The following is a 24,576-nucleotide window of genomic DNA, read 5'->3' as shown; positions in this document are numbered from 1 at the left end:
AAGTGTCGCTGCGGTGTGCATTGTCCCGCCCTGAGGGCTTCCACGCACTGCGACCCGCCGTCACGTCGCGAACACATCCCGACCATGGATTCGAGGAAGGCTCGGTCGCCGCCCCCACCTCCTGGCGCGCGCTCGGGGAGTCGTACCCGACTCGCTCGGGGCGGGACCGCGGCGTGGCCCGCCCTCAGGCGGACAAACGCCGACATTTATACTTCTCTAACAGAACTATCTTCGACGCAGAGCGTGGAGACCTGGATTGATGACGCGGTTGCTCGTCGAACCCGCACGTCCGCGAGCGGTTCGGGAACACCCCTACGCCCCCTGGTTCGCGGTCGGATCCGTCTGCGTCGGCGCGTTCATGGGGCAGCTCGACGCCAGCATCGTCACGCTGGCCTTCCCCGCGCTCCAGCGCGACTTCCACGCCTCCCTGGCCGCCGCGCAGTGGGTCTCGCTCGCCTACCTGCTCGCGCTCGTCGGGCTGCTCGCCGGGGCCGGCCGGCTCGCGGACGCGGTCGGGCGCAAGCTCGTCTACCTCTACGGCTTCCTGGTCTTCACCCTGGCCTCCGCGGCGTGCGGCCTCGCGCCGACGCTCGGGTCGCTCATCGGCTTCCGGGTCCTGCAGGCGGCGGGTGCGGCCATGCTCCAGGCCAACAGCGTCGCGCTGGTCGTCACGAGCGTGCCCCGTGCCAGGATGCGCGCCGCGCTCGGCATGCAGGCCGCCGCCCAGGCCCTCGGGCTCGCGCTCGGGCCGACCGCCGGCGGGCTGCTGGTCGGTTCGGCCGGCTGGCGATGGGTCTTCTGGGTGAACGTCCCGGTCGGATGCGCCGCTCTGGTCGTCGGGCGGTACCTGCTGCCCCGCACGCGCGAGCGTACCGAGGCCGCGCGGTTCGACTGGCCGGGGTTGCTCCTCATCGCCGCCGCGAGCACCGCCGCCCTGCTGGCCATCTCCGGTGCCTCCGGCCTCGGCCTGCCGGGGGCGGCGATCGCGGCGCTCGCGGCCGTGGCGGTGGTGACGACGGCGGCCTTCGGCGTACGGGGGCGCCGCGCGGCGAGCCCGCTGGTCGACCTCGCCCTGTTGCGCACCCCCGCGATCTCGGCGGGCCTGGCCGGGGCGATGTGCGGCTACCTCGTCCTGTTCGGACCGCTGGCGCTGGTGCCGCAGGTGCTCGCGGCCCGGGGCGCGACGTACGCCGGGCTCGTGCTCACCACCCTGCCGGCCGGGTTCGCCCTCGCCGCGCTCGCCGCCGACCGCCTCCTGCCACGGCGTCTCGGCAACCGGAGCCGCTGCGTGCTCGGCGGGGCCGTCGCCACGGCCGCGTCGGCCCTGCTCTGCCTGGACATCTCCGGGTGGGGCCTGTTCCTCCTGGGCCTCGGGCTCGGGCTGTTCATTCCCGCCAACAACGCCGCGGTCATGGCCGCCGTCCCGCGCCGCCTGTCGGCGACCGCCGGCGGGATGGTGAACATGACCCGCGGCATCGGCACCGCCCTCGGCATCGCCATCGTGACCCTCGTCCTGCACACCGCCGGGGAAGGGGCCCGGCTCGCCTTCGTCGCACTGGCCGCCGTCGCCGTCGTCGCGACCGCCACCGGCCTCGTCGCTCGGACTCCCGGAGAACCCCCGGCATGAACGTCCGGCTGCGCCTACTTATCCTGCCGTTTTGGGGGACAATAGACGGCATGGCCAACGATCTTCGGGCGGGTCGCACGTCGGAGGACACCGGCGTCCTCCTCGCCGACACCGTCGCGCGACTCCGTCGCGCCATGCGCCGTGCCGCCCGCGCCGCCGACCCGGCCAACCCGCTCTCGGTCGCCCAGCTCGAGGTGCTGGCGTGCGTGGCCGACGAGCCGGGCATCCGCCCCGGCCGGATCGCGCGCCGGCTGATGCTCGCCGCCAACTCCGTCACCACACTGGTCAACGCGCTCCATACCCGCGGTCTCGTCGTACGGACGAACGCCGCCGACGACGCCCGCGCCGTCGCGCTGAGCCCGACTCCGGCCGGACGGCAGGCCGTGGAGAGCTGGAAGGCGACCAACACCGCGATCCTCCAGGCGGCCCTCGGCGCACTGGACGACCGCCACCAGCACGTCCTGGCCGAGGCGCTCCCCGGCCTGCGCAACCTGGCCGAGGCGGTGGACGCCCTCGCCGACGAACCCGGCGCCGCCCGCTCCTGAACCAGGGCCGGCTCAGCCGGTGATGAAGCCGTACTTGCGCATGATCGTCCTTGCCGTGGACGAGCTCAGCCAGGCCACGAACTCCTTGGCGGCGTCGCCGTGGCCGCTCCGCCGGACGGCGGCGGCGAAGTAGGTGGCCGTGACGTTCTGGAGGGCCGGGATGGGCACGCTGCTGGCAGACACGCCCGCCGACCGCATGTCCGTCACGTACACGATGCCGGCGTCGGCGGCCCCGGTGCGGATCCGGGTCAGCACCGTCCGCGCGTCGGCCTCCTCCGACGACGGCCGTACCTGCACCCCTGCCTTCGCCAGGACCTGAGTGGCGTAGCGCCCGACGGGGACGATCGGGCCGCCCAGCACCACCCGCAGTCTCGGATCGGCGAGGTCGGACAGCCCGTGTACGTGCTTCGGATCGCCGGGCGCGACCGCGATCGTCATCGTCCCGTACGCGAAGGGGCGGCGGTCGGTGACCTCGTCGGCGGCGATGTCCATCGAGGCGCTGTCGGCGGTGGCCAGCACGTCGGCGTGCTCACCGTCGTCGATGTTCCCGGCGGCCTCCTGCGAGCCGGTGAACTCGAACTGCACGTGTGTCACGTGCCGGTTCGCCTCCTGGTAGGCGGTGCCGAGCTCGCCGAACGCGTCGGTGAGCGACGACGCGGCCAGCACCTTCAGGGTGAACCGTGTGTCCCCGGAGGCGATGCCGCATCCGCCCAGAGCCACGGTCACCGCGACAATGGAGGCGAGACGCGTGAAATACGGCATGGGCGCGATCTTAGGCCGTTGCGGGACAAGAGCCGCCGCGGGCCGTCATGGGTGAGTGCCATGCCCTCGGACCGTCGCGGGGTGCGTGCCGTGACTTCCGGCACTCGCGCGGCCGCCGCCGTCTCCCTCGGCCCGTCGTTGGAGCCGCCGTCACGCAGGGTACGCGTGGGTCTCCGCGGCCTTGACCGCGGCCCACACGGGTCCGCCTTCGGCCAGACCGAGTTCGGCGAGCGCGGCCGGAGTGATGTCCGCGGCGGCCGGCAGCGGTCCTTCGAGGTGCACGCGGACCTGGTCGCCGTACGGCTCGATGCCGCCGACCGTGGCCTCCCACAGGTTGCGTGGGCTGCCCTCCGGCCTCCGGCGGAACAGCGCCACCGCCGACGGCGGGAACGCCAGGAACACCTCGCCCCCCAGCGACTCGGCGACCGAAAGCGTCAGCCGCTCCAGCTTCACGTCGTGGCCCTCGGCGACGCCGCGGTAGAGGTTCAGGCCGACGAGGCGGGCGACATAGTCCGTACGGGGATGGCGCGCGATGTGCGCGGGCGCGCCCTCCTGGACGACGCGGCCGTCCTCGACCACGACGAGCCGGTCGGCGAGCGCCATCGCGTCGAGCGGGTCGTGGGTGACGAGCAGCGACGCACCGTCGAACTCCGCGAGATGGCGGCGCAGCCCGGCCCGGATCTCCCGCCGCGTGTCGACGTCGAGCGCGGACAGCGGCTCGTCCAGCAGGAGCAGCCGGGGCCGTACGGCGAGGGCGCGGGCGAGCGCGACCCGTTGCGCCTGGCCGCCGGAGAGCGTACGGGGACGCCGGCCGGCGTGCTCGGCGAGACCTACCCGCGAGAGCCACTCGGCGGCGAGCCGGCGCGCCTCGCTTCTGCGCACGCCCTGGCAGCGCGGCCCGAACGCCACGTTGTCCAGTGCGGTGAGGTGAGGGAAGAGCAGGTAGTCCTGGAACACCATGCCGACCGGGCGCTCGTCCGCCGGCCGGTGACGCCACTCCTCGCCACCGACGCGGATGTGCCCCTCCGACAGGGGGAGGAGCCCGGCGAGGGCGCGCAGCGTGGTGCTCTTGCCCGCGCCGTTCGGCCCGAGCAGCGCCACCACCTCGCCCTCGGCCACCTCCAGCGCGATGTCGAGGGTGAACGCCGGCCGCCGTACGACGATGTGTGCGTCGATCACGACGTCCACCGCCCTCGCAGTCCGGCGAGGACCACCACGGACACCGCGAGGAGCACGAGGCTCAGCACGATCGCGGCCTGCGGGTCGTTCTCCAGCGCGAGGTACACGGCGAGGGGCATGGTCTGCGTACGCCCCGGGAAGTTGCCGGCGAAGGTGATCGTGGCCCCGAACTCACCCAGCGCGCGGGCCCAGCACAGCACCGCCCCCGCCCCGATGCCGGGTGCGATCAGCGGCAGCGTGACCCGCCGGAACGTCGTCCAGCGCGAGGCGCCCAGGGTCGCCGCCGCGTCCTCGTACCGCAGGTCGGCGGCGCGCAGCGCCCCCTCCACGCTGATCACCAGGAACGGCAGCGCGACGAACGCCTCGGCCACGACGACCCCGGCGGTGGTGAACGGCAGGCTCACACCGAACCAGCGGTACAGCCACTGGCCGACGAGCCCGTTGCGCCCGAGGGCCAGCAGCAGCGCCACACCGCCGACGACCGGGGGCAGCACGAGCGGCACGGTCACCAGCGCCCGGACCAGACGGCGGCCCGGGAAGGACACGCGGGCGAGCACCCACGCGAGCGGCACCCCGAGGAACAGGCAGACCACCGTCGCGAGCGTGGCGCACACGACCGATAGCCGCAGCGCGTCGAGGATCTCCGGCTGGGCGAGCCGCGTGCCGAGGGTGGACCAGGGCGCGCGGACCAGCAGTCCCGCGACGGGTAGCACCAGGAAGGCGAGCGCGACGAGCGCCGGCAGGACGAGCGCCCAGGGCGCCCGGCGGTTCACGGCCGTATCCCGCCGATCGTCATTCGGCGCGCTCCACGACGACGTTGGTGGACTTGACGACGGCGACCGCGACGACGCCCGGTTCGAGCCCGAGATCGTCCGCGGCCTCCCGGCTCATCAGGGACACGACGCGGTACGGCCCCGCCTGGATCTCCACCTTCGCCATCACGCCGTCGCGTACGACGTCGGTGACGATGCCGCGCATCCGGTTGCGCGCGGAGGAGAAGGCGGTCTCGGCCGCGGCGGGCGAGCGGACGAAGGCCGCCAGATCCGCCCCTGAAACGATCCGGTGCCCGTGTTCGTCGCGCTCGGCCGCCAACCGGCCCGAATCGACCCAGCGCCGGACGGTGTCCGGGCTGACATCGAGCAAAGACGCGACCTCACTGATCCGGAACACCGTCACCCGCGAGAGTATATCCCTCGCAGAAAGGGAGAATCTTCACCGAAACGCCAGGATGATGCGGGCGTCAACGGGCACGAAAGCTGGCAGATGCGACGGAGGCGAACGAAGACGCCGCCCAGCTACCGGAGTCGCTCGGGTCTCGTGTCAGACGGCGAGGCCGATGGCGAACAGGACGCCGAAGACGATCTGCAACCGGCCCGTCTCGCCGAGCACCGCGATGAGCTCCGGCCCCGACGCGCCGCGCAGGACGCGCCGTACCGGGGAGATCGCCCACAGCGCCGACAGCAGCGCCAGCATCGCCCACGGGTGCACCGCGGCGACCACCGGCACGCAGCAGAGCGCCACGACCGCGCATCCGGCGTACAGCAGGCGCGTGCGCCCGTCGCCGAGGACCACCGCGAGCGTGCGCTTGCCGGCCTCCCGGTCGGTCGGGATGTCGCGCAGGTTGTTCACCACGAGCATCGAGCACGACAGCAGCCCCACCGGCACGGAGGCGACCCACACGGCCCACGGCAGGCCCTCGAGCTGGACGTACGCGGTGCCGACGACCGACACGACCCCGAAGAACACGAACACCGAGATCTCGCCCAGCGCCCGGTAGCCGTACGGTCGCGAACCCCCGGTGTAGAACCAGGCCGCCGCGATCGCCGCCACGCCGATCAGCAGCAGCCACCAGGTGGTGACCACCGTCAGCGCCAGGCCCGCCACCGCCGCGAGCAGGAAGCAGGCGCCCGCCGCCGCGAGGACCTGCCGGGGCGGCGCGACCTTGGAGCCGACCAGCCGCATCGGCCCGACGCGTTCTTCGTCGGTGCCGCGGATGCCGTCGCTGTAGTCGTTGGCGTAGTTCACACCGATCTGCAGCAGCATCGACACCAGCAGCGCGACCACGGCGCGCCACCAGATCGCGCCGCCGAAGCCGATCGCGAGACCGGTGCCGACCAGTACGGGAACGATCGAGTTGGGGAGGGTGCGGGGCCGGGCTCCGGCGACCCACTGGGGGAAGGAGGCCACTACCGCACGCTACCGGCGTCGAAGATCATGGGTGAGATTCTGCCGGATCCGGCTCGGGCGGTTGACGCAGCCCCAGTGTCAGCACGAAGCCGAGGCCCAGCAGCCCGGCCGTGACGAAGGCGGCGCGGTCGGTGGCGACCGCCAGGCTCTCGTCGGCGGCACGGGCGACACGCGGGTCGCCGTGCCGCAGGTCGCGGGCGAACGTGCCGGCCGAGTCGCGCAGCCGCGCGGCGTACACCCCGCCCTGGCCCGCCCCCGCCCCGGCGTCGCGCAGGCGGTCGGTCATGACGTGGCTGAGGCTCGTCGAGAAGACGGCGCCGATCAGCGCGATGCCCAGCGCCGAGCCGACCTGCCGGGCGGTCGACTGCGTGCCCGAGGCGAGGCCCGCGCGGGCCGGTGGCACGTCGCGCAGGACGATGTTCGTCAGCTGTGCGGTGGTCAGGCCCAGGCCGACGCCGTACATCAGCATCCACGGCGCGAGCGCGTACCCGGTGGTGCCGGCGCGCGTCGTGAGGCCGATGAGGAGCACCGCGACGGTCTCCAGGGCCATGCCGGCCTGGAGCATCCGGGCGGCGCCCACACGCCGCGACAGCCGCGCCGCGAAGCCGCCGACGACCAGCGTGCCGAGGGCCAGCGGAAGGATCGCCACGCTGACCTGGAGCGGCGAATCGCCGTGCACGTCCTGGAGGAACAGCGGCAGGGTAAACATCAGCCCCAGCTCGCCCACGCTGATCAGCGAGGCGGCGGCGTTGCCGCGGCGGAAGGACGGGATGCGGAACAGCGCGAGGTCCAGCACGACCGGGCGCCCGGCCGCCGCCCGCGCCCGCTCGACGGCGAGCAGCGCGCCCAGCGCGACCACCCCGGCCGCGAGGGCGACCGGCACCGGGGAGATCCCGGCGTTCCAGTGGAGCGTTCCCGCCGCGAAGGGCCGCAGCGGGCGCCACCAGCCGTACCGCTGTCCCTCGATGAGCGCGAACACGGCCGCGCCCAGCCCGGCCGCGGCCAGCAGCCCGCCCGTCCAGTCGACGCCGCGCGGGGCGGTACGGTCGCGGGTCTCGGGGACCAGGATGAGGGCCCCGGCGATGACCACGGCACCGATGGGCAGGTTGACCCCGAACGCCCAGCGCCAGCCGTACGAGGTGGCGAGCCAGCCGCCGAGCAGCGGGCCGAGGGCGGCCATGCCGCCGATGAGCGAGCCCCAGATCCCGAACGCCACGGCGCGGTCGCGGCCGTGGAACACCGCGGTCACCGTGGACAGCGTGGCCGGCAGGATCATCGAGGCGCCGACTCCCTGCAGCACGCGGGCACCGATGAGGGCGCCGCCGCCTCCCGCGGCGGCCGCGAGCAGGCTCGCGAGCACGAACACCACCGTGCCCAGCAGGAACATCCGCCTCCGCCCGTACACGTCCCCGGCCATCCCGAACGGGATGAGCAGCGCGGCGAACACGAGGGAGTAGACCGAGGTGACCCATTCGGCGCCGGACGTGGTCAGCCGCAGGTCGGCGACCACCCGGGGCAGCATGACGTTGACGATCGTGGCGTCGACGATGATCAGCGAGACACCGAGGGCGATGATCACCATGCCCAGCCACCGGCGACGGCCCGGAACGCCGATCGCGGGGGCGGGAGCGGCCGGAGCCGTGCTGACAGTCATGGGGATTCGGGTGGACCTGCCTGAGTGTGGGCGATGACGCGCCGCCGAACGGTTCGACTTCAACTTACCTCCGGCCTTCGGCCCGGCTGATCCGGGTCGCCCTCTGGCCACGCGGGCACTGAGCACGGACAATGTCGCCGTGCGTGCCTCCGAGGCCGGCCCCGAACGCATGTCGCTGTCACGTCTGCTGGCGGTGGCCGGGCACGTCGTGGCCCTGCGCCGGCAGCGGTTCATGGGGAGTCACGGCCTGACGCCGCACGGTCTGGCGGTGCTGGCCTACCTCGAACAGGGCCACGTCCCGACCCAGCGTGAGCTGGCCCGTCGCTGTGGCGTGGCGCCCTCGACCCTCAATCACACGGTAGACCACCTGGCCCGGTCCGGCTGGATCGAGCGGTGCCGCGACGACTCCGACCGCCGGCTCGTACGCCTGGCGCTCACCGAGAGCGGCCACCGCCACCTCCGGCAGGTGCAGGAGGCGGCCGACCGCCGGATCGAGCCCCTCCTCGACCATCTCGCGCCCGCCGACGAGGCCGCCGTCCGCCGCTTCCTGCTCGACACCGTGGCCCAACTGCAGGAGGACGACGCGGACCCGGACGATCCGCGGTCATGAGCCCTCCTGCGTCGGAGGGTGTGACCACAGGGGCGCGTTTTTTGATTCCCTCGCTTCGCTCGGTCATGAGCCCTCCTGCGTCGGAGAGTGTGACCACAGGGGCGCGTTTTGATTCCCTCGTCATGAGCGCTCGTTTGTCGGTGCGCACTGTTAGTTTCGGCACATGCCCTTCGATCTCCTCGAGCTTTTGCCGGACAAATGGCGTGACCTCATCGAGCCGTTGCTCGACGCCGAGGCCACGCGGCGCCTCGGCGACTTCGTCGCCGCCGAGTACGACGGACAGGTCGTCTATCCCGCGCTGCCCGACCTGTTCAACGCGTTCCGGCTGTGCTCGCCGGACGACGTGCGGGTGCTGATCCTCGGCCAGGACCCCTACCACGGCCCCGGGCAGGCCCACGGGCTGAGCTTCAGCGTCCGCGAGGGCGTGCGCGTGCCGCCCTCGCTCCGCAACGTCTTCAAGGAGCTGCGCGACGACCTGGGCGTCCCGATGCCGGCGGGCGGCGACCTGACGCCGTGGGCCGAGCGGGGCGTCCTGCTGCTCAACGCGGTCCTGACCGTCCGCGCCGGCAAGGCGGGCTCGCACGCGGGCAAGGGCTGGGAGGAGTTCACCGACGCGGTGATCCGGGCCCTGGACGCGACGGACGAGCGCATCGTGTTCGTGCTCTGGGGCGCGTACGCGCGCAAGAAGCGCGACCTCGTCACCAACCCCCACCACGTCGTGCTGGAGGCGGGCCACCCCAGCCCGATGAACCCTCGCGGCTTCCTCGGCACACGCCCGTTCAGCGCCGTCAACAAGGCTCTGACCGACGCCGGCCGCCCGGAGATCGACTGGACCCTCGACCAGAAGATCTTCTAGCCCGCGACGATCCGGCGGCTCCGCGTCAACGGCGCCGGGCGGCCGTGCGTCGTTACGGCATGCGCCTGTTGATCGTCTCGCTCGCGGCCGTCGTTCTCGCCTCCACCGCGGGGTGTGGAGGTTCCGCGGAGAGACGGCCCGTCACGGCGGGACGTACGGCGACGACGCCGAGCCTCTCGCCCTCCGCTTCGCCGTCCGCCAGGCCCGCCCGCGTCGGCACGGTGCGCAACGGCGAGACGAGGTTCCGTGTCCGGGTGACATCGGCCCGCACGGTCCGCGGCTTCAACCGCGATGGGAGTCGCGAGCGGGCGAAGGCCGGGCAGCGGCTGGTCGTGATCATGATCACTGCGACGAACATCGGAAGGCGTCCCAGCCGGCTGGACGCGGGGAACAGCGAGCCCGTCGACCTGGTGGGGGCGGACGGCAAGACCTACTACCCCGGCAGATCGTGGGGCAGGCCGATCCTGATCTTCCCCGGCAGGTCGCTGACCGAGCCGTACGTCTTCCCGGTCCCGGCGGGAGTCGGGCCGGCGTCCGCCACGGTGACGCTGTTCGGCGGGACCGGCCTTCCCTCCACGGCCGGCCTGAGGATGCCCTGACCCGCGAGGTCAGGCGATGGCGGTGTGGAGGCGGACCATCGCCACCGGCTCGCCCATGTCGACCTTGCTGTGGGCGCCGTCCGGCGCCCAGCCGGCGGAGACCAGGAAGGCTCGCAGCATGTCGTCGGCGGCGAACACCCACGTGACCGCCGTGGTGCAGCCGTCGTCGCGAAGGTGGTCCACGGTCGCCGCGAGCAGGCGGCTGCCGTGGCCCGCCCGCCGGCGGTCCGGGGCGACCAGGAGCGTCAGCAGCTCACCGGTCGTCGCAGGGTCCTGGTCGGGGTCGCCGGCCGGGGCGTGGGCCGCGAAGCCCGTGATGACGCCCTCGTCGACGGCCACGAGCAGGCGGTGCCGGGGGCTCGGCGGCGACGCGACCGCCTCGGCCCAGCGTTCGCGCCACAGGCCGAGCGCCTCCGGCCCGGTCATCTCGGCCAGCGCCGCCGCCGGGATGATCGCGCCGTAGCCCTCGCGCCACGCGCGCACCTGGATCTCCGCGACGGCCTCGACGTCGCCCGGATAGGCCGGTCGTACCCCTACTACGCTCAACGCCCGCTTCCGTTCCCTGATTGACGGCGAGTGGCACTCTATGGCACCGCGTCCCGGCGCCGCCGTTCGCGGTACGCGCGGGTCTTGGTGCGGTTGCCGCACATGCGCATCGAGCACCACGCGCGCGAGCGGTTCCTGGACGTGTCGAGGAACACCCAGCGGCACTCCGTCGCGCGGCACGCCTTCAGCCGTTCCCAGGTGCCGTCGGCCGCACTCGCCATGACCGCCGCCGCGACCCCGGCGAGCCCGCCGCGTACCCCGCGGTGGATCGGGACGAGCCGGGGGCCGTCGAGCGACAGGCGCACCGGCAGGGCGGCCAGCAGGCCCTCCAGCTCCGGCCGTGCCTGGCCGAGCATCGCCGCCCGCAGGCCCTCGCGCAGCGCGACCGCCAGGCCCAGGTCGGACTCGTTCGCGCAGGCGCCGGACGCCACCAGGCCGCGCTCGGCCAGCCAGCCGCTGAGGTCGGAGGGCGCGCCGAACTCCTCGATGTCGCACTGGATGTCGTAGGTGTTGACGAAGTCGCGCACCAGCAGCGCGTGCTCCGGGCCGCTCATCCGCCCCTCCTCGATCACGACGGCCGGCGACACCGGCGAACGCCGGTCACCGGGTGCCGGGAACCCCGCGGAAACGCGGAGCCTGAGGGGGCGTTCTCGTGGGGCTGGCCGGAGACTACCCGGTCTCGCCGAGCACGCGGGCCAGGAGGGCCACGCCACGGGCGAACTCGGCCTCACCGCCCGGCGATCCGTGGCTCAGCCGTACGCGGGGCCCGGCGGGCTCGGCGGGGAAGTAGGGGCGGCCCGCGCTGACGAGCACGCCGGCGCGGAGCGCGGCCTCGGCGAGCGCCACGTCGTCCGTACCGGCCGGGATCGCGGTCCACACGTGCAGGCCGCCGCGCGGCAGGAGGGCCGGGCGCAGGCCGTGCGCGGCCATCGCGGACACCAGCGCGTCGCGCCGGCGCCGCAGCGCCTCGCTCACGGCGTGCAGGTGGCGCGGCCACGCGGGGGAGCCGACGAGTTCGAGCGCGGTCTCCTGGAGCGGCCGGGCGACGAAGAAGGAGTCGACCAGCTGCGTGGCGCGGATGCGTTCGGCCACCGGGCCGCGGGCGGCCACGGCCGCGACCCGCACGCTCGGCGCGGTCGCCTTCGTGAGAGAGGAGATGTGCACGACCCGCCCCTCGCGGTCGGCCGAGACCAGCGAGGGCGGCGGCGGGTCGATCGCCAGGTGGCGCGCGAAGTCGTCCTCGATCACGAACGCCCCCGCGGCGCTCGCCACGTCGAGCACCCGCGTCCGGCGGTCCGGGGCGAGCACGGCGCCGGTCGGGTTGTGGAAGGTCGGCTGGCAGTACACGGCCCGCGCGCCGGTCGCCGCGAACGCGTCGGCGAGCAGCTCCGTGCGCAGGCCGTCCCGGTCGACCGGCACGGGGACGGGCCGCAGCCCCGCCGCCCGCGCCGCGTCCAGCGCGCCGGGATAGGTCGGCGACTCGACCAGCAGCGGCGCGCCGGGCGGCAGCAGGGCCCGCAGCGCGAGCGACACCGCGGCCTGCCCGCCGGCGGTGACGGTCACGTCGGCCGCCGTCACGTCGCCGCCGGCGGTGCGGGCGAACCACTCCCGCAGCCCCCGGAGCCCGTGGAGCGGCGGGCGCTCCCACGCTCCCGGCCGCCGCACCGCCCGTGCCGCGGCCGTGGCCAGTGCCCGCTCGGGCTGGAGCTCCGGTGCGAGGTAGCCGCTGCTCAGCGTGATCACCCCGTCGGCGGGCGCGGCCAGCATGCTCCGCACGCCCGCGGCGTCCACGGTGCGGTCGGCGAGCGGCACCGCCTGCCAGTCGTAGGAGAGGTCCGCCGGGGCGCGCGGGAGGGCGCGCTCCGCGACGTACGTGCCGCTGCCGGGCCGGGACACGACCAGGCCCTCCGCGCTGAGCAGCCCGATCGCCCGCGACACCGTGACCGGGCTCACCTGGTGGCGGGCCATGAGCGCGCGGCTGGAGGGCAGACGGTCGCCGGGCCGCAGCCTCGCCACGGCGCCGCGCAGCTCGGCGGCGAGCAGGGCGATACTGCTATCGTCTTCCATGAGAGATCAAGATAACGCTACTGCCCGCGCGACGATAGCGCCTTCCGGCGGGCTCGCCGCGGCGGCCCTCGGGGTCCTGGCGTTCTCCTTCACCATCCCGGCCACCGCCTTCGCGCTGCGCGGCTTCGGCTCGTACACCATCGGCCTGGGGCGGGCCGCGGTCGCGGCCGTGCTGGCCGTGGTCGCGCTGCGCCTCATGCGCTCGCCGCGCCCGCGCGGACGGCAGTGGCCCTCTCTGGCGGTGGTCGCGGGCGGCGTCGTCTTCGGCTTCCCGGTGCTGTCCACGCTCGCGCTCGATCACGGCGCCTCCGCCTCGCACGCCGCCGTGGTGATCGGGCTGCTGCCGGTCACCACGTCCGTCTTCGCCGTCGTACGGGTGGGGGAGCGGCCGTCGTGGCTCTTCTGGGCCGCGAGCGTGGCCGGCGCGGGCTGCGTGGTGGCCTTCACCCTGCGGAACGGGCCGGGACGCCTCTCGGCCGCGGACCTCTTCCTGCTCGGCGCGCTGGTCACCGCCGGGCTCGGGTACGCCGAGGGCGGGCGCCTCGCGCGGAACATGCCCGGCGGCGCGGTGGTGAGCTGGGCGCTGATCCTCGCGGCGCCCGTCACCGTGCCGGTCACGGCCGTGCTGCTCGTCGCCGAGCCGCCGCGCTGGAGCGCCCAGGCCGTCGCGGGACTGGCCTACCTGGCGGCGGTGTCGATGTTCTTCGGGTTCTTCGCCTGGTACTCCGGCCTGGCCAAGGCAGGGGTCGCTCGGGCGAGCCAGGTGCAGCTGGCCCAGCCGCTGCTGACTCTGGTCTGGTCGTGGCTGTTGCTCGGCGACCATGCGGGAATGAGCACGGTGACGGCCGCGGCCGGCGTGCTGGTGTGCGTCATGCTCGCCCAGCGCGCCCGGGTCTCGCGGGACATGACGGCATCGAGCGCGGCCCGACGTACGGTGTCACAAGGGGTGGTCTCACGGCGAGGAGCGGCGGATGGATGACAGGAAGCTGACGATCCCCGAGGGCGGTTTCTGGCCCGCGCCCGACGTGCCCCAGCCGAACATCTATCCGATGGAGTGGCACGTCGAGACCGACAAGCTCGCGGCGATCTACGAAAAGTCCAAGCGCATGGTCTGGAACCCCGCCGACCTGCCCTGGGACGGTCTGCGGCCGGAGGACTTCACCGTCGATCAGCGGCTCGGGATCATGTACTGGTTCTCGGTGCTGGCCAACTTCGACGCGTCCGGGCCGGCGGTCTTCGCCCGCGCCACGATCCAGGCGTTCGAGAAGCACGAGGAGGACCCGGTCCGCAAGTGCTTCTTCTCCATCACCCGCGACGAGATGAACCACGAGGAGTGCTGTCAGCGGACGATCGCCCGGCTGTGGCCCGGCGGCCCGCTCGACTGGGAGCCCAAGACCGACCTGGAGAAGGCCGCGCACAACAACATCGGCTGGCTGTACCACAACGGCGGGCGCTACTGGAACGGCTACAACACCGCCGTCACCCGCTACACCCTCCCGGTGCTGTTCACCAGCTTCATGATGGGGGAGATGGCCGCCTCCACGCTGTTCCGCGGGATGGCCTCGGGCACCGAGCACCCAGTGTTCGGGGAGATGTTCCAGCGCATCGGCCGTGACGAGTCCCGTCACCTGCAGATCTGCATGACCATCCTGGAGAACGAGTGGCCGGGCCTGACCGATGACACCCGGGGTCTGATCACCAAGCAGCTCCGGGCCGGCTTCGTCTTCCTGTCGATGATCCTGTGGGAGCCGCCGGAGGGCTTCTGGGACCTGCCGCCGTACTTCCTGCCCAACCACCGCGTGCTGATGTCCTACGCCCGCGACGCGGGCCTCGGCGTCCTGTCCTTCGAGGAGCAGGCGGAGAACTGGCGCGTCGCGATGGCCCGCGTCCGCGCGATCGTCGAACGCTGGGGGATCGCCTTCCCGGCCATTCCCGAACTCGACATCGACGGCGTCGACGTCGCGAACATCGACCCGCAGGACATCATCCCGGTCTTCTGACTCCCACGCGGACGGGCGACGCGAGAGACTAACGGGGCTTCGAGCCGGGTAAGTTTCGAGGCACCGGAGCGCAGGTCCCGCGCTCTGGTCCAGTGGAGACGCCGGGGGAGGCCATGGCCTGCTGGATGTCTCGTCGCGTACGGGACGGGCGGACCGGCCCGCCCGCGTCCGGCGCCGACGGGTCCGTCGCGACCGCCCGCCGGGTGTCCCTGGCCCGCATCCGGGCACGGGGCCGGTTCTCCGTCCTCTTTGGCCGCGCCGCCGGTCTGACGAGCCGCGCTCTCGACCGCGGGCCCGCCTGGCTCCGAGACCTGGGCGGCCTCCGCCGCCTCGCCGCCCGGCGCCGGGCCACCGCCGACGCCGGCCGGTTCATGGACTACGGGCCCGACTGGCCGCCCGGGCCCACGGCCCCGAGGCGGCGTCACCCGCTGCTGCGCCGATGTGTCGCCGCGGTCGTGCTGTACGCCGTCATCTGGGCGGTGGGCTCGGCCCTGCTCGAGATCCGCCTGTTCCAGCTGCGCAAGCTCGGCGGGGGCGCTCCGGAGACCACCTACACGACCGTGACCGAGCCGCGCCAGCGCTGACCCCGCGCGAACCCCCGGCCCGTTCCGTCCGTCTCACCAGAGATGATCGGGAAGGCACTGCGGTGCGCGGTATGGGCGGTGGCAGTGCTCCTCGGCGCGCTCGCCGTCTTCTTCGCCCAGACCTGGTTCGCGTGGCAGCGGGAGCCGCGGGCGTACGGAGGCACGGCGAACGCCCTGTGGGCGCGCCACCAGTGGGCCGGCGAACCGCACACCGAGGCCGGCTATCGCATGCTCGCCCAGACCCTGAGGGCGAACGACATCACCGACGTCTTCTTCCACGTCGGACCGCTGGACGGCGACGGGCGGATTCCCCCGTCCCGCTACCGGCACGCCGGCGAACTGCTGGCGGCGATGCGCCGCCTCGCACCAGGGGTGCGCGCCCAGGCGTACGTGGGCCAGGTGGAGCGCGCCGGTGACGGTCCGCTCGACCTCGGTGACCCGGGGACCCGCGCCCGGATCCTGGACACCGACCGGGCGCTGCTCGCCGTGGGCTTCGCCGGCATCCATTACGACATCGAGCCGATCTACCCCGACGACCACGACTTCCTCGACCTGCTGGCACGGACCCACGAGCTCACTCGTGGCAGGGGCCGGGTGCTCTCGGCGGCGCTGGAGCAGCCGCCCCTCGCGGACTGGGAGGCGCCGGTGTTCCGCGCGCTGCTGCCGCGCGGGCGGAACCATTACCCGCCGCGGCCCACCGGCGCGTACCTGCGCGCCGTGGCACGTCGTGTCGACCAGGTCGCGATCATGACGTACGACTCGGAGGCCCCGACCCAGGCGCTCGCGGGATGGCACTTCGCGCGCCACACCGAGCGGATCCTGGCGCTCCTCGGCGACCGGGTCACCGTCTTCATGGGTGTGCCGACCTACCGGACCACGACGCCGTGGGCGGAGAACCTGCCCACCGCGCTGCGCGGCGTACGGCAGGGGATCGACGCCCTGCGGCGCCCTCCGCGGCGGCCGTACGGGGTGGGCGTCTACGCGGACTGGACCACCAGCGCGCGCGACTGGGCGACGTACCGGAGGGAATGGCTGGAAATCCGCGAATGAGAAAGATCACAAAGGGCGGGAGCCGGGGGCGACGGTGAGGCGAGGCGCGTCACATGAGAGTGGAAGTCGAGAGAAATCCACGAACGAGGCCGGTCCGGCGACCGGTCCGAGCGGTGACACGCCCGGTCTATGCTCTGACCTGCGGCGACGGGCCATTCGGCGAGCGGTGCGGTGAGGGCTACCGCGTGCCCTGCGGCGAGCTTGCCGATGAAACTTGCACCGGGCATTGCAGCTGGCGTCCGGACGGCCGCCACATTCGCAAGGACAAGCAATTGTCACGATTTAGTTACATCACTCGCGAATTGCCTGGACTTTGGCGCGTCGTGCCATCGTCTTGCTCGCGTACATGATCACGTCGGCGTCGCAGGCGGTCGTCGCGCGATCAAACCCCCTTGCCTGGGGGAAGTATTCGGGGGACCGTTGCGCTGGTCGTGGCGGATGGCGGTGTAGGGAGGTTCGGAGAAGGATGAGCATGAGGCACATGGTCGGCCCGGCGGACGGCCGGCTGCAGGAGCTGGCGGCCGACTACTCCGGCTGGAGGTTCGGATTGGGCGGTTCGGGCCACTGGTGGGCGGTGCGCGGCAACGAGTTCCTCCGCGCCCTGAGCCCCGAGGAGCTCAAGTCGCGGCTCGACGAGCACCTCGCGGCCGGACACGAGGGCTGAGGGCCCATGAGGATGCACACGCCCGGTTAGCGGGCGAAGACAGAGAAAGTGCGCGGCCGCGCAGAGCCGGAGCAATGCGCGGCCGGGCGATCGAGCGGACGACCCGAACCGGTGAGCACGCCCCGGTCTCCATCGAGACCCGCGATGAGCGAGACCCTCCCGAATCCACCGGTGAGGAAGAGCGGCCCGCGAGCCGCTGATCGAGCCCCCCGATACGTTCGCCCCGCGAGCCGGCACCATCCCTCCGCGAAGCGGCGAGATCGACCACGGCCTGTCCCAAGGTCCCCGTCCATAGCGAGCGGCGCGCAGTAGGACAGCGGGGCTCTGAGACAGGTCCAGTCCGCTGGAGCCGCCTGATGGGCGGCGTCGTACATGGCGATGACGGGCGCGGGAACGGGGCCGCGGTCGCGGACCTTCGGGCCCTTGCTCATGGCCCGGGCGCGGACCGTCTCGACGCGCTCGGCCGCCTTCGGTCCATCGTCCTGTCGCCCGTGGGGGACGGCGTCGCGTGCGGGCCAGATCTCACCACGTACAGATCGTCGGGTTCCGCGCCGGCGGCGATCGCGTCAGGCCGATCGAACCCGCGATCACATGAAACCTCAGCCGCGCCTGCACCTCCGGTTCGTCCCCTCGGTCGGTGACGTCAGGGGCGGGCCATCGGTCCGCCCTCGGGCTCCGCGGAACCCCGTGCGCCGGACGCGGGGGAGGATGCGCGCGCCTCGGCCGCGGGTGCGCCGATCGGGTGGGTGATCGGCGCGAGAGAGCCCCAGACCCCGGCGAGCCGAGGCGCGCATCCTCCGCCGGGAGAGGCTCCGCCAGCCCCGCCAGACCCCGGCGGAACCTCGTCCCACTCTCTTCAACGCACGAAAGCCCGCCAAGGTTCACCGGTAACGCCGGTTTTGTGAGAGACGATTGATCAGAAGACGCCGTCAGAACATGTACCCCCGAGCGTGTTCTGGCGGCGTCATCTCCGTTACAGGAGGTCATCGGCGGTAAGAAGGCGACACGAGGGTGCCCGCGGGTCCCCAGCGGGGACGATGCCCGGTAAGTTCGGAACATGGCACCCAGCACGAACGCTGTGCCGCAGGAGCGCGACGACGCGGCGCCCTTCGGCCGGATGCTCACCGCGATGGTCACACCGATGACGGCCGACGGCGCCGTCGACTACGACGGGGCGGCCCGGCTGGCCGCCTATCTCGTCGATCATCAGCGCAACGACGGGCTCGTCGTCAGCGGCACGACCGGCGAGTCGCCCACGACGACCGACGCCGAGGACGAGCGGCTGCTGCGCACCGTCATCGAGGCCGTCGGCGACCGCGCGCACGTGGTCGCGGGCGTGGGTACCAACAACACCGTGCACACCCTGAAGCTGGCGCGTCAGGCGGAGGCCGCCGGCGCCGACGGGTTGCTGGTCGTCACGCCGTACTACAACAAGCCGCCGCAGGAAGGCCTCGCGCGCCACTTCACGACCGTGGCCGACGCGACCGGACTGCCGGTGATGCTCTATGACATTCCGGGCCGTACCGGCACGCCCATCGCTCCCGAGACGCTGCTGCGCCTCGCCGAGCATCCTCGGATCATCGCGGTCAAGGACGCCAAGGGCGACCTGTTCGCGGCCTCGCGGGTGATGGCCGAGACGGACCTGGTGTTCTACTCCGGAGACGACGCCCTGAACCTTCCCTGGCTCTCGCTCGGCGCGGCCGGGTTCGTCAGCGTCGTCGGGCACGTGGTCGGCGCCGATCTGCACGAGATGATCGACGCCTACCTCGGAGGAGACGTCGACCGGGCCCGGCGGATCCATCGCCGGCTGATCCCGGTCATTACCGCGATCATGACCCGTACGCAGGGCGTGATCGCGGCGAAGGCCGCGCTGTCGCTCGTCGGCCAGCCCGGAGGTGCCGTACGGCCCCCGCTGGTGGACGCGACGCCGGAGTTCACCGCCGCGCTGAGGGAGGACCTCATCGCCGGCGGAGTCAAGGTCTTGGAGGGTCCGTGAGAGGACCGCAGGCACCACGCGGCATCGCCGGAGGGGCGTGCCGCGATCAGTAGCTAGGAGGGCGCGTGACGAACGCGCATGAGCATGCCCCCGTACCGTCGAGTGAGGAGCGGGGGACCCGATGAGCCATCCACACCCTGACCTGGCGCCGCCGCCCGCGCTGCCCGAGGGCGGACTACGGATCGTGCCGCTCGGCGGGCTGGGTGAGATCGGCCGCAACATGACGGTCTTCGAGTTCGGCGGCCGTCTTCTGATCGTCGACTGCGGGGTGCTGTTCCCCGAGTCCGAACAGCCCGGCGTCGACCTGATCCTGCCGGACTTCGACTACATCCGGGACCGCCTCGACGACGTCGAGGCCATCGTGCTGACGCACGGGCACGAGGACCACATCGGCGGGGTGCCGTACCTCCTGCGCGAGCGTTCCGACATCCCGCTGGTCGGCTCGCGGCTGACGCTGGCGCTGCTGGAGGCCAAGCTCACCGAGCACCGCATCAAGCCGACCACCGTACAGATCCGCGAGGGGGAGACGCGGTCGTTCGGCCCGTTCTCCTGTGAGTTCCTCGCGGTCAACCACTCCATCCCGGACGCGCTGGCGGTCGCCATCCGTACGCCGGCGGGCCTGGTCCTGACGACCGGCGACTTCAAGATGGACCAGCTCCCGCTGGACGGGCGGCTCACCGACCTGGGCGGGTTCGCCCGGCTCGGCGCCGAGGGCATCGACCTGCTGCTGTCGGACTCCACCAACGCGGAGGTCCCGGGGTTCGTCACCAGCGAGCGCGACATCGGCGTCGTGCTGGGCGACGTGCTGCGGATCGCGAGCAAGCGCGCCATCGTCGCCTGCTTCGCCTCGCACGTGCACCGCGTGCAGCAGGTGCTCGACGCCGCGCACGAGAACGGCCGCAAGGTCTGCTTCGTCGGCCGGTCGATGGTGCGCAACATGGGCGTGGCGCGTGACCTCGGCTACCTGCGGGTGCCCGCCGGCATCCTGGTCGACCAGAAGGAGATGGACGACCTGCCCGCCGAGAAGATCGTCCTGATCTGCACCGGCTCGCAGGGCGAGCCGATGTCGGCGCTGTCGCGGATGGCCAACCGCGACCACCAGATCCGCATCGAGCAGGGCGACACGGTGATCCTCGCGTCGTCGCTCATCCCGGGCAACGAGACCGCCGTCAACCGCGTGATCAACGGTCTGACCCGCTGGGGCGCGCGCGTCGTGCACAAGGGCAACGCCCTGGTGCACGTGTCGGGGCACGCGCCGGCCGGCGAGCTGCTGTACGTGCTCAACATGACGCGTCCGGGCAACTTCATGCCGGTGCACGGCGAGTGGCGGCACCTCAGCGCGCACGCCCGGCTGGCCGCTCTCACCGGCGTACCGGATGAGAACATCGTCATCGCCGAGGACGGCGTCGTGGTCGACCTGGTCGACGGGCAGGCCACCATCGCCGGCGCGGTCCGCGCCGGATACGTCTACGTCGACGGCCTGTCGGTCGGCGAGATCACCGAGACCTCGCTGAAGGACCGGCGCATCCTCGGCGACGAGGGGTTCGTGTCCGTGGTCGTGGTCATCGACTCCTCCAGCGGCAAGCTGCTGGGGGGCCCGGAGATCCACGCACGCGGCGCCGGCATCGAGAGCTTCGAGGCCGTGATCCCCCGGCTGGAAGAGGTCCTGGAGACCGCCGCCGCCGAGGGGATCAACGACATCCACCAGCTCCGCCAGGTCGTCCGCCGTACGGCGGGCCGCTGGGTGAACGAGTCCTTCGGTCGCCGTCCGATGATCATCCCGGTGATCGTCGAGGTCTGAGCACCTCGCCGCGTCGCAGCACGCGGGGCTCCCGGCGGGTCTCTTGAAGAGATCGGCCGGGAGCCCGGCGGCTCCGGCCGGCCGCCTCGCGGGCCCGCTTCGGCGCGACACGCCGTCCGCGCTCAGGGGAACCCATCGGGCATAGCCGTTAGTCTCACCATCATGGCCACACGTACGCCAGGAGGCGCCAAAGGCTCCTCAGGCACGCGTGGCAACGCCCGTAAGGCGCCGGCGCGCAAGCCCGCGTCGGCCAAGCCGGCCGCCCGCAAGGCGCCGGCGGGCCGCCGCCCCGCGTCCTCGGGCAAGCGGCCGGCCGCCAAACGCCCGGCCGCCAAGAGCCGGCCGCAGCGGCCCGACCCGCTCGGCCAGCTGATGCTCGGCCTCTACCGCGTCATCGCCGGGGTGTGGCTGATGGTCGCCCGCTCCGTCGGCGCGCTCGCGCGCCGGTTCGGCCAGAGCGCGCGCGACCTCGACGAGGAGCACCGCAGGGACGGCGTCGGCCTGGCCAACCTCGGGCTGGCCATCGTGCTCGCCGCCGCGACCTGGTGGACGCCGCACACCGGCCTGATCAAGTACTTCGGCCGCGCCGTGCGGGACGGCTTCGGCACGCTCGCCGGGCTGCTTCCGGTGATGTTCGCGCTGCTGGCCTGGCGGATGCTGCGCCACCCGGGGCACAACGGCGACGGCGGGCGCCTCACCATCGGCTGCGCCGCGCTCATCGGCGGCATCCTGGGCGTCGTCCACGCCGCGCACGGCACGCCGTACCCCGACGCGGGCGAGCGCGCGCTGCAGGACTCCGGCGGCCTCATCGGCTGGCTGTTGTCGGCGCCCCTCACCAGCACCGTGACCGGCTGGGTCGCCGTGCCGCTGCTGCTGCTGGTCGCCGCGTTCGGCCTGCTCGTGGTCACCGCCACACCGGTGCATCAGGTGCCGGAGCGCCTCGCCGCGTTCCGCGACCGCATCCTGCTGCGCGAGCCGCTGATCCCCGAGGACGACGCGACCGCCGCCGAGGAGGCGCCGGAGCGCGGCAAGAAGCGCTCTCGCAAGCGCGACGTCGAGCTCGGCGACCACAAGAAGCCCTACGACACCCCGGTCGTCTCCGGACCCGATGCGCCGGACCAGGCCGAGGAGGAGGACGACGGGCCCAGCCTCGCCGACGAACTCTTCGAGCCGCCCGAGCCCACCGAGGTCTTCACGCCGCCCGAGCCGCCGGACCACACGCCGCCGCCGAAGAGCGCCGAGCAGCTCACGCTCTCCTCCTCCGGCGTCGGCGGCGCGTACACGCTCCCGCCGGCCGGCAAGCTCAAGCCCGGATCCGTCGTCAAGCCGCGCACCAAGGCCAACGACACCGTCGTGAACGCCCTGTCCGAGGTGCTCGACCAGTTCGGCGTGGACGCGCAGGTGACCGGCTTCACCCGCGGCCCGACGATCACGCGGTACGAGATCGAGCTGGGGCCCGCGGTCAAGGTCGAGCGCATCACCGCCCTGACCAAGAACATCGCGCTCGCGGTCAAGAGCGCCGACGTGCGGATCATCTCGCCGATCCCCGGCAAGGCCGCGATCGGCGTCGAGATCCCCAACACCGACAAGGACATCGTCAGCCTCGGCGACACGCTGCGCGCCTCGGTGGCGGTCAACGACCACCACCCGATGGTCGTCGGTCTCGGCAAGGACGTCGAGGGCCGTACGGTCGTGGCCAACCTGGCCAAGATGCCGCACATGCTCATCGCGGGCGCGACCGGCGCCGGTAAGTCCACGTGCATCAACGGGCTCATCACCTCGATCCTCATGCGCGCCACGCCGGACGAGGTACGGATGGTGCTCGTCGATCCCAAGCGCGTCGAGCTGACCTCCTACGCCGGTATCCCGCACCTGATCACCCCGATCATCACCAACCCGAAGAAGGCGGCCGAGGCGCTGCAGTGGGTGGTGGGGGAGATGGACCGCCGCTACGACGACCTGGCGGCCTCCGGATACCGGCACATCGACGACTTCAACAAGGCCGTGGTGGCCGGCAAGCTCACCGCTCCGCCGGGCAGCGAGCGCGTCTACCAGCCCTACCCGTACCTCCTGGTGATCGTGGACGAGCTGGCCGACCTGATGATGGTCGCGCCGCGCGACGTCGAGGACTCCGTCGTGCGCATCACCCAGCTCGCCCGCGCCGCGGGCATCCACCTCGTGCTCGCCACCCAGCGGCCGAGCGTCGACGTGGTGACCGGCCTGATCAAGGCGAACGTCCCGTCGCGGCTGGCGTTCGCCACCTCCAGCCTGGCCGACAGCCGCGTCATCCTCGACCAGCCCGGCGCGGAGAAGCTCGTCGGCCAGGGTGACGCGCTGTTCCTGCCGATGGGCGCGAGCAAGCCGATGCGTCTGCAGAACGCCTACGTCTCCGAAAAAGAGATCCATGACGTCGTCGAGCACTGCAAGAAGCAGGCCGAGCCCGACTACCGCGAGGACGTGGCGGCGAGCGAGCAGCGCAAGAAGGAGATCGACGAGGACATCGGCGACGACCTCGAGCTGCTCGTCCAGGCCGCCGAGCTCATCGTCTCCAGCCAGTTCGGCTCGACCTCGATGCTCCAGCGGAAGCTGCGCGTCGGTTTCGCCAAGGCAGGACGTCTCATGGACCTTCTGGAGAGCCGTTCCATCGTCGGCCCCAGCGAGGGGTCGAAGGCACGTGATGTCTTGGTCAAACCCGACGATCTGCCGGGCGTTCTGGCATCGCTGCGCGGCGAGTAGCGACGGAGATCTTGGGTAGCTGACAATACAGCGTTGCACGTCGCTTCCGGCGGTCGGCCTTCATAGACTCAGCGGTAGCGAAGGACGATTCGGGCGACGTCATCGCGTGATACGCCACGAGGTTCCCAGGAGGTGCCGTGACTGAGCGGAGCGAGGGAACCGTTGTCGGCGACGGTGCTGACGATGGAGGCGCCGCGAGCATCGGCGGCACCCTCGCGAAGGCGCGCCGGGACGCCGGGCTGACCGTCGGTCAGGTGGCCGACCGCACCCGCATCCGCGAGACCGTGATCAACGCCATCGAGCGCGACGACTACACGCTGTGCGGCGGAAACTTCTACGCGCGCGGGCACATCCGCAGCATCGCCCGGGCCGCCGGGATCGACCCCGAGCCCCTCATCGACGAGTACGACGACGCACACGGCGGATCACCGCAGGCGATCCCGGCACGGCAGGCGTTCGAGCCCGAGACGCCCGTACGGTTCCGCGAGCGGCGCGCGCCCAACTGGAGCGCCGCCATGATCGTCGCGCTCGTCCTCGTGGCGATCTACGGCATCGTCCGGGTCGAGACCGGGCACGACGAGCACCGCTCCGCCCAGCGGGCGGCCGCCCCGGCGACCGCCACGCCTGCTCCCCGCAGCAGGGCCACCTCGCCGTCACCGGCGCCGGCGCCGCGCAAAGACGTCACCGTCCGGGTCAAGGCCAAGCGCGCGAGCTGGCTCAACGTCCGCGACGCCAAGGGCAAGGAGCTGTTCAGCGGCATCATCCGCGCCGGGCAGACCGAAGAGTGGAAGTCCAAGAAGCGCATCCGGCTGCTGATCGGCAACGGCGGCGGCGTCCACGTGACGGTCAACGGCAAGGACGTCGGCGCGCCCGGCGAGACCGGACAGGTCATCCGGCTGAGCTACGGCCCGCGCGATCCGCTCAAGGCCGGCCACGCCCCCTCTCCGCGCGATTCGTTCAAGACCGGCCATGCCCCCTCTCCGCGGGTGCAGCGCAGAGGCTGATCTTCTGCCGTCGTGGCGGGTGCCGCGTGATGGCTGACCTCGTGCCGTCTTGGCGGGTGCGGCGTAAAGGCTGACCTCCTGCCATCTTCGCGGGACCAGTACCGTATGG

Annotated in this window: 23 protein-coding genes; 14 read left to right on the top strand and 9 right to left on the bottom strand. The window is 72.5% G+C overall.

Annotated features, from left to right (window positions below; translation table 11 throughout):
- The first annotated feature begins 259 nt into the window (after nucleotides 1–259).
- Nucleotides 260–1,627 (top strand): MFS transporter, encoded by a 1,368-nt coding sequence (locus ABEA10_RS14275; RefSeq protein ID WP_345463036.1) that lies wholly within the window; start codon nucleotides 260–262, stop codon nucleotides 1,625–1,627.
- Nucleotides 1,628–1,677: 50 nt separating this feature from the next.
- A complete protein-coding gene (locus tag ABEA10_RS14270; RefSeq protein ID WP_345463033.1) occupies nucleotides 1,678–2,172 on the top strand; it encodes a MarR family winged helix-turn-helix transcriptional regulator in 495 nt (164 codons plus the stop codon).
- Between the two features lie 12 nt (nucleotides 2,173–2,184).
- Here ABEA10_RS14270 and modA read toward each other — a convergent pair whose 3' ends face one another.
- The 6 genes from modA to ABEA10_RS14240 form a co-directional block, all read right to left on the bottom strand.
- Nucleotides 2,185–2,934: a molybdate ABC transporter substrate-binding protein gene (gene modA, locus ABEA10_RS14265; protein ID WP_345463031.1), complete on the bottom strand. Its 750-nt coding sequence runs from the start codon at nucleotides 2,932–2,934 to the stop codon at nucleotides 2,185–2,187.
- Between the two features lie 150 nt (nucleotides 2,935–3,084).
- Nucleotides 3,085–4,113 carry an ABC transporter ATP-binding protein gene (locus ABEA10_RS14260; protein ID WP_345463028.1) on the bottom strand — a complete coding sequence of 343 codons (1,029 nt, stop codon included), beginning with the start codon at nucleotides 4,111–4,113 and terminating at the stop codon, nucleotides 3,085–3,087.
- A complete protein-coding gene (gene modB, locus ABEA10_RS14255; RefSeq protein ID WP_329256821.1) occupies nucleotides 4,110–4,886 on the bottom strand; it encodes a molybdate ABC transporter permease subunit in 777 nt (258 codons plus the stop codon). Before modB ends, ABEA10_RS14260 begins: the two co-directional genes overlap by 4 nt.
- A gap of 19 nt (nucleotides 4,887–4,905) precedes the next feature.
- The gene (locus ABEA10_RS14250) at nucleotides 4,906–5,289 is read right to left on the bottom strand and encodes a TOBE domain-containing protein (RefSeq protein ID WP_329256824.1); all 384 of its coding nucleotides are present in this window, start codon (nucleotides 5,287–5,289) and stop codon (nucleotides 4,906–4,908) included.
- A gap of 144 nt (nucleotides 5,290–5,433) precedes the next feature.
- Nucleotides 5,434–6,300: a 1,4-dihydroxy-2-naphthoate polyprenyltransferase gene (locus tag ABEA10_RS14245; RefSeq protein ID WP_345463016.1), complete on the bottom strand. Its 867-nt coding sequence runs from the start codon at nucleotides 6,298–6,300 to the stop codon at nucleotides 5,434–5,436.
- A gap of 25 nt (nucleotides 6,301–6,325) precedes the next feature.
- Nucleotides 6,326–7,954 (bottom strand): MFS transporter, encoded by a 1,629-nt coding sequence (locus ABEA10_RS14240; protein WP_345463013.1) that lies wholly within the window; start codon nucleotides 7,952–7,954, stop codon nucleotides 6,326–6,328.
- A 139-nt stretch (nucleotides 7,955–8,093) separates the two neighbouring features.
- Between ABEA10_RS14240 and ABEA10_RS14235 the strand changes: the two genes are divergently transcribed.
- The 3 genes from ABEA10_RS14235 to ABEA10_RS14225 all read left to right on the top strand — a co-directional run bounded on the left by ABEA10_RS14235 (nucleotide 8,094) and on the right by ABEA10_RS14225 (nucleotide 10,019).
- The gene (locus ABEA10_RS14235; RefSeq protein WP_345463010.1) at nucleotides 8,094–8,564 is read left to right on the top strand and encodes a MarR family winged helix-turn-helix transcriptional regulator; all 471 of its coding nucleotides are present in this window, start codon (nucleotides 8,094–8,096) and stop codon (nucleotides 8,562–8,564) included.
- Between the two features lie 163 nt (nucleotides 8,565–8,727).
- Nucleotides 8,728–9,420, top strand: a complete 693-nt coding sequence (gene ung / locus ABEA10_RS14230) for a uracil-DNA glycosylase (protein ID WP_345463007.1) — start codon at nucleotides 8,728–8,730, stop codon at nucleotides 9,418–9,420.
- Between the two features lie 59 nt (nucleotides 9,421–9,479).
- Nucleotides 9,480–10,019, top strand: a complete 540-nt coding sequence (locus ABEA10_RS14225) for a hypothetical protein (RefSeq protein ID WP_345463004.1) — start codon at nucleotides 9,480–9,482, stop codon at nucleotides 10,017–10,019.
- 9 nt (nucleotides 10,020–10,028) lie between these two features.
- On the opposite strand, the gene ABEA10_RS14220 is transcribed toward ABEA10_RS14225, so the two are convergent.
- The 3 genes from ABEA10_RS14220 to ABEA10_RS14210 all read right to left on the bottom strand — a co-directional run bounded on the left by ABEA10_RS14220 (nucleotide 10,029) and on the right by ABEA10_RS14210 (nucleotide 12,632).
- Nucleotides 10,029–10,565: a GNAT family N-acetyltransferase gene (locus ABEA10_RS14220; RefSeq protein WP_345463000.1), complete on the bottom strand. Its 537-nt coding sequence runs from the start codon at nucleotides 10,563–10,565 to the stop codon at nucleotides 10,029–10,031.
- A 38-nt stretch (nucleotides 10,566–10,603) separates the two neighbouring features.
- The gene (locus ABEA10_RS14215; protein WP_345462997.1) at nucleotides 10,604–11,119 is read right to left on the bottom strand and encodes a CGNR zinc finger domain-containing protein; all 516 of its coding nucleotides are present in this window, start codon (nucleotides 11,117–11,119) and stop codon (nucleotides 10,604–10,606) included.
- Nucleotides 11,120–11,234: 115 nt separating this feature from the next.
- A complete protein-coding gene (locus tag ABEA10_RS14210) occupies nucleotides 11,235–12,632 on the bottom strand; it encodes an aminotransferase-like domain-containing protein (protein WP_345462994.1) in 1,398 nt (465 codons plus the stop codon).
- Here ABEA10_RS14210 and ABEA10_RS14205 point away from each other — a divergent pair.
- The 9 genes from ABEA10_RS14205 to ABEA10_RS14165 all read left to right on the top strand — a co-directional run bounded on the left by ABEA10_RS14205 (nucleotide 12,631) and on the right by ABEA10_RS14165 (nucleotide 24,467).
- Nucleotides 12,631–13,611, top strand: a complete 981-nt coding sequence (locus ABEA10_RS14205; protein WP_345462991.1) for a DMT family transporter — start codon at nucleotides 12,631–12,633, stop codon at nucleotides 13,609–13,611. The genes ABEA10_RS14210 and ABEA10_RS14205 overlap by 2 nt on opposite strands.
- Nucleotides 13,604–14,632, top strand: coding sequence for a hypothetical protein (locus ABEA10_RS14200; protein ID WP_345462988.1), 1,029 nt, complete (start codon nucleotides 13,604–13,606; stop codon nucleotides 14,630–14,632). The genes ABEA10_RS14205 and ABEA10_RS14200 overlap by 8 nt, the downstream gene beginning before the upstream one ends.
- A gap of 113 nt (nucleotides 14,633–14,745) precedes the next feature.
- The gene (locus ABEA10_RS14195) at nucleotides 14,746–15,216 is read left to right on the top strand and encodes a hypothetical protein (RefSeq protein ID WP_345462985.1); all 471 of its coding nucleotides are present in this window, start codon (nucleotides 14,746–14,748) and stop codon (nucleotides 15,214–15,216) included.
- 78 nt (nucleotides 15,217–15,294) lie between these two features.
- Nucleotides 15,295–16,266, top strand: coding sequence for a glycoside hydrolase family 18 protein (locus ABEA10_RS14190; protein WP_345462982.1), 972 nt, complete (start codon nucleotides 15,295–15,297; stop codon nucleotides 16,264–16,266).
- Nucleotides 16,267–16,738: 472 nt separating this feature from the next.
- Entirely contained in the window at nucleotides 16,739–16,930 is a 192-nt protein-coding gene (locus tag ABEA10_RS14185; protein WP_329256864.1) for a hypothetical protein, read from the top strand.
- Between the two features lie 1,057 nt (nucleotides 16,931–17,987).
- On the top strand, nucleotides 17,988–18,926 hold the full coding sequence (gene dapA / locus ABEA10_RS14180) for a 4-hydroxy-tetrahydrodipicolinate synthase (RefSeq protein WP_329256867.1): 939 nt from the start codon (nucleotides 17,988–17,990) through the stop codon (nucleotides 18,924–18,926).
- A 121-nt stretch (nucleotides 18,927–19,047) separates the two neighbouring features.
- Nucleotides 19,048–20,727, top strand: coding sequence for a ribonuclease J (locus tag ABEA10_RS14175; RefSeq protein ID WP_345462976.1), 1,680 nt, complete (start codon nucleotides 19,048–19,050; stop codon nucleotides 20,725–20,727).
- A gap of 162 nt (nucleotides 20,728–20,889) precedes the next feature.
- Nucleotides 20,890–23,463, top strand: coding sequence for an FtsK/SpoIIIE family DNA translocase (locus ABEA10_RS14170; protein ID WP_345462973.1), 2,574 nt, complete (start codon nucleotides 20,890–20,892; stop codon nucleotides 23,461–23,463).
- 137 nt (nucleotides 23,464–23,600) lie between these two features.
- Nucleotides 23,601–24,467 (top strand): helix-turn-helix domain-containing protein, encoded by an 867-nt coding sequence (locus ABEA10_RS14165; protein WP_345462970.1) that lies wholly within the window; start codon nucleotides 23,601–23,603, stop codon nucleotides 24,465–24,467.
- Nucleotides 24,468–24,576 lie beyond the last annotated feature (109 nt).

Origin of the sequence: Actinoallomurus oryzae (assembly GCF_039541955.1) — a bacterium.
GTDB lineage: Bacteria > Actinomycetota > Actinomycetes > Streptosporangiales > Streptosporangiaceae > Actinoallomurus > Actinoallomurus oryzae.
The sequence above is the reverse complement of the archived record's forward strand: the minus strand, read 5'-3'. Positions and strand labels throughout refer to the sequence as shown.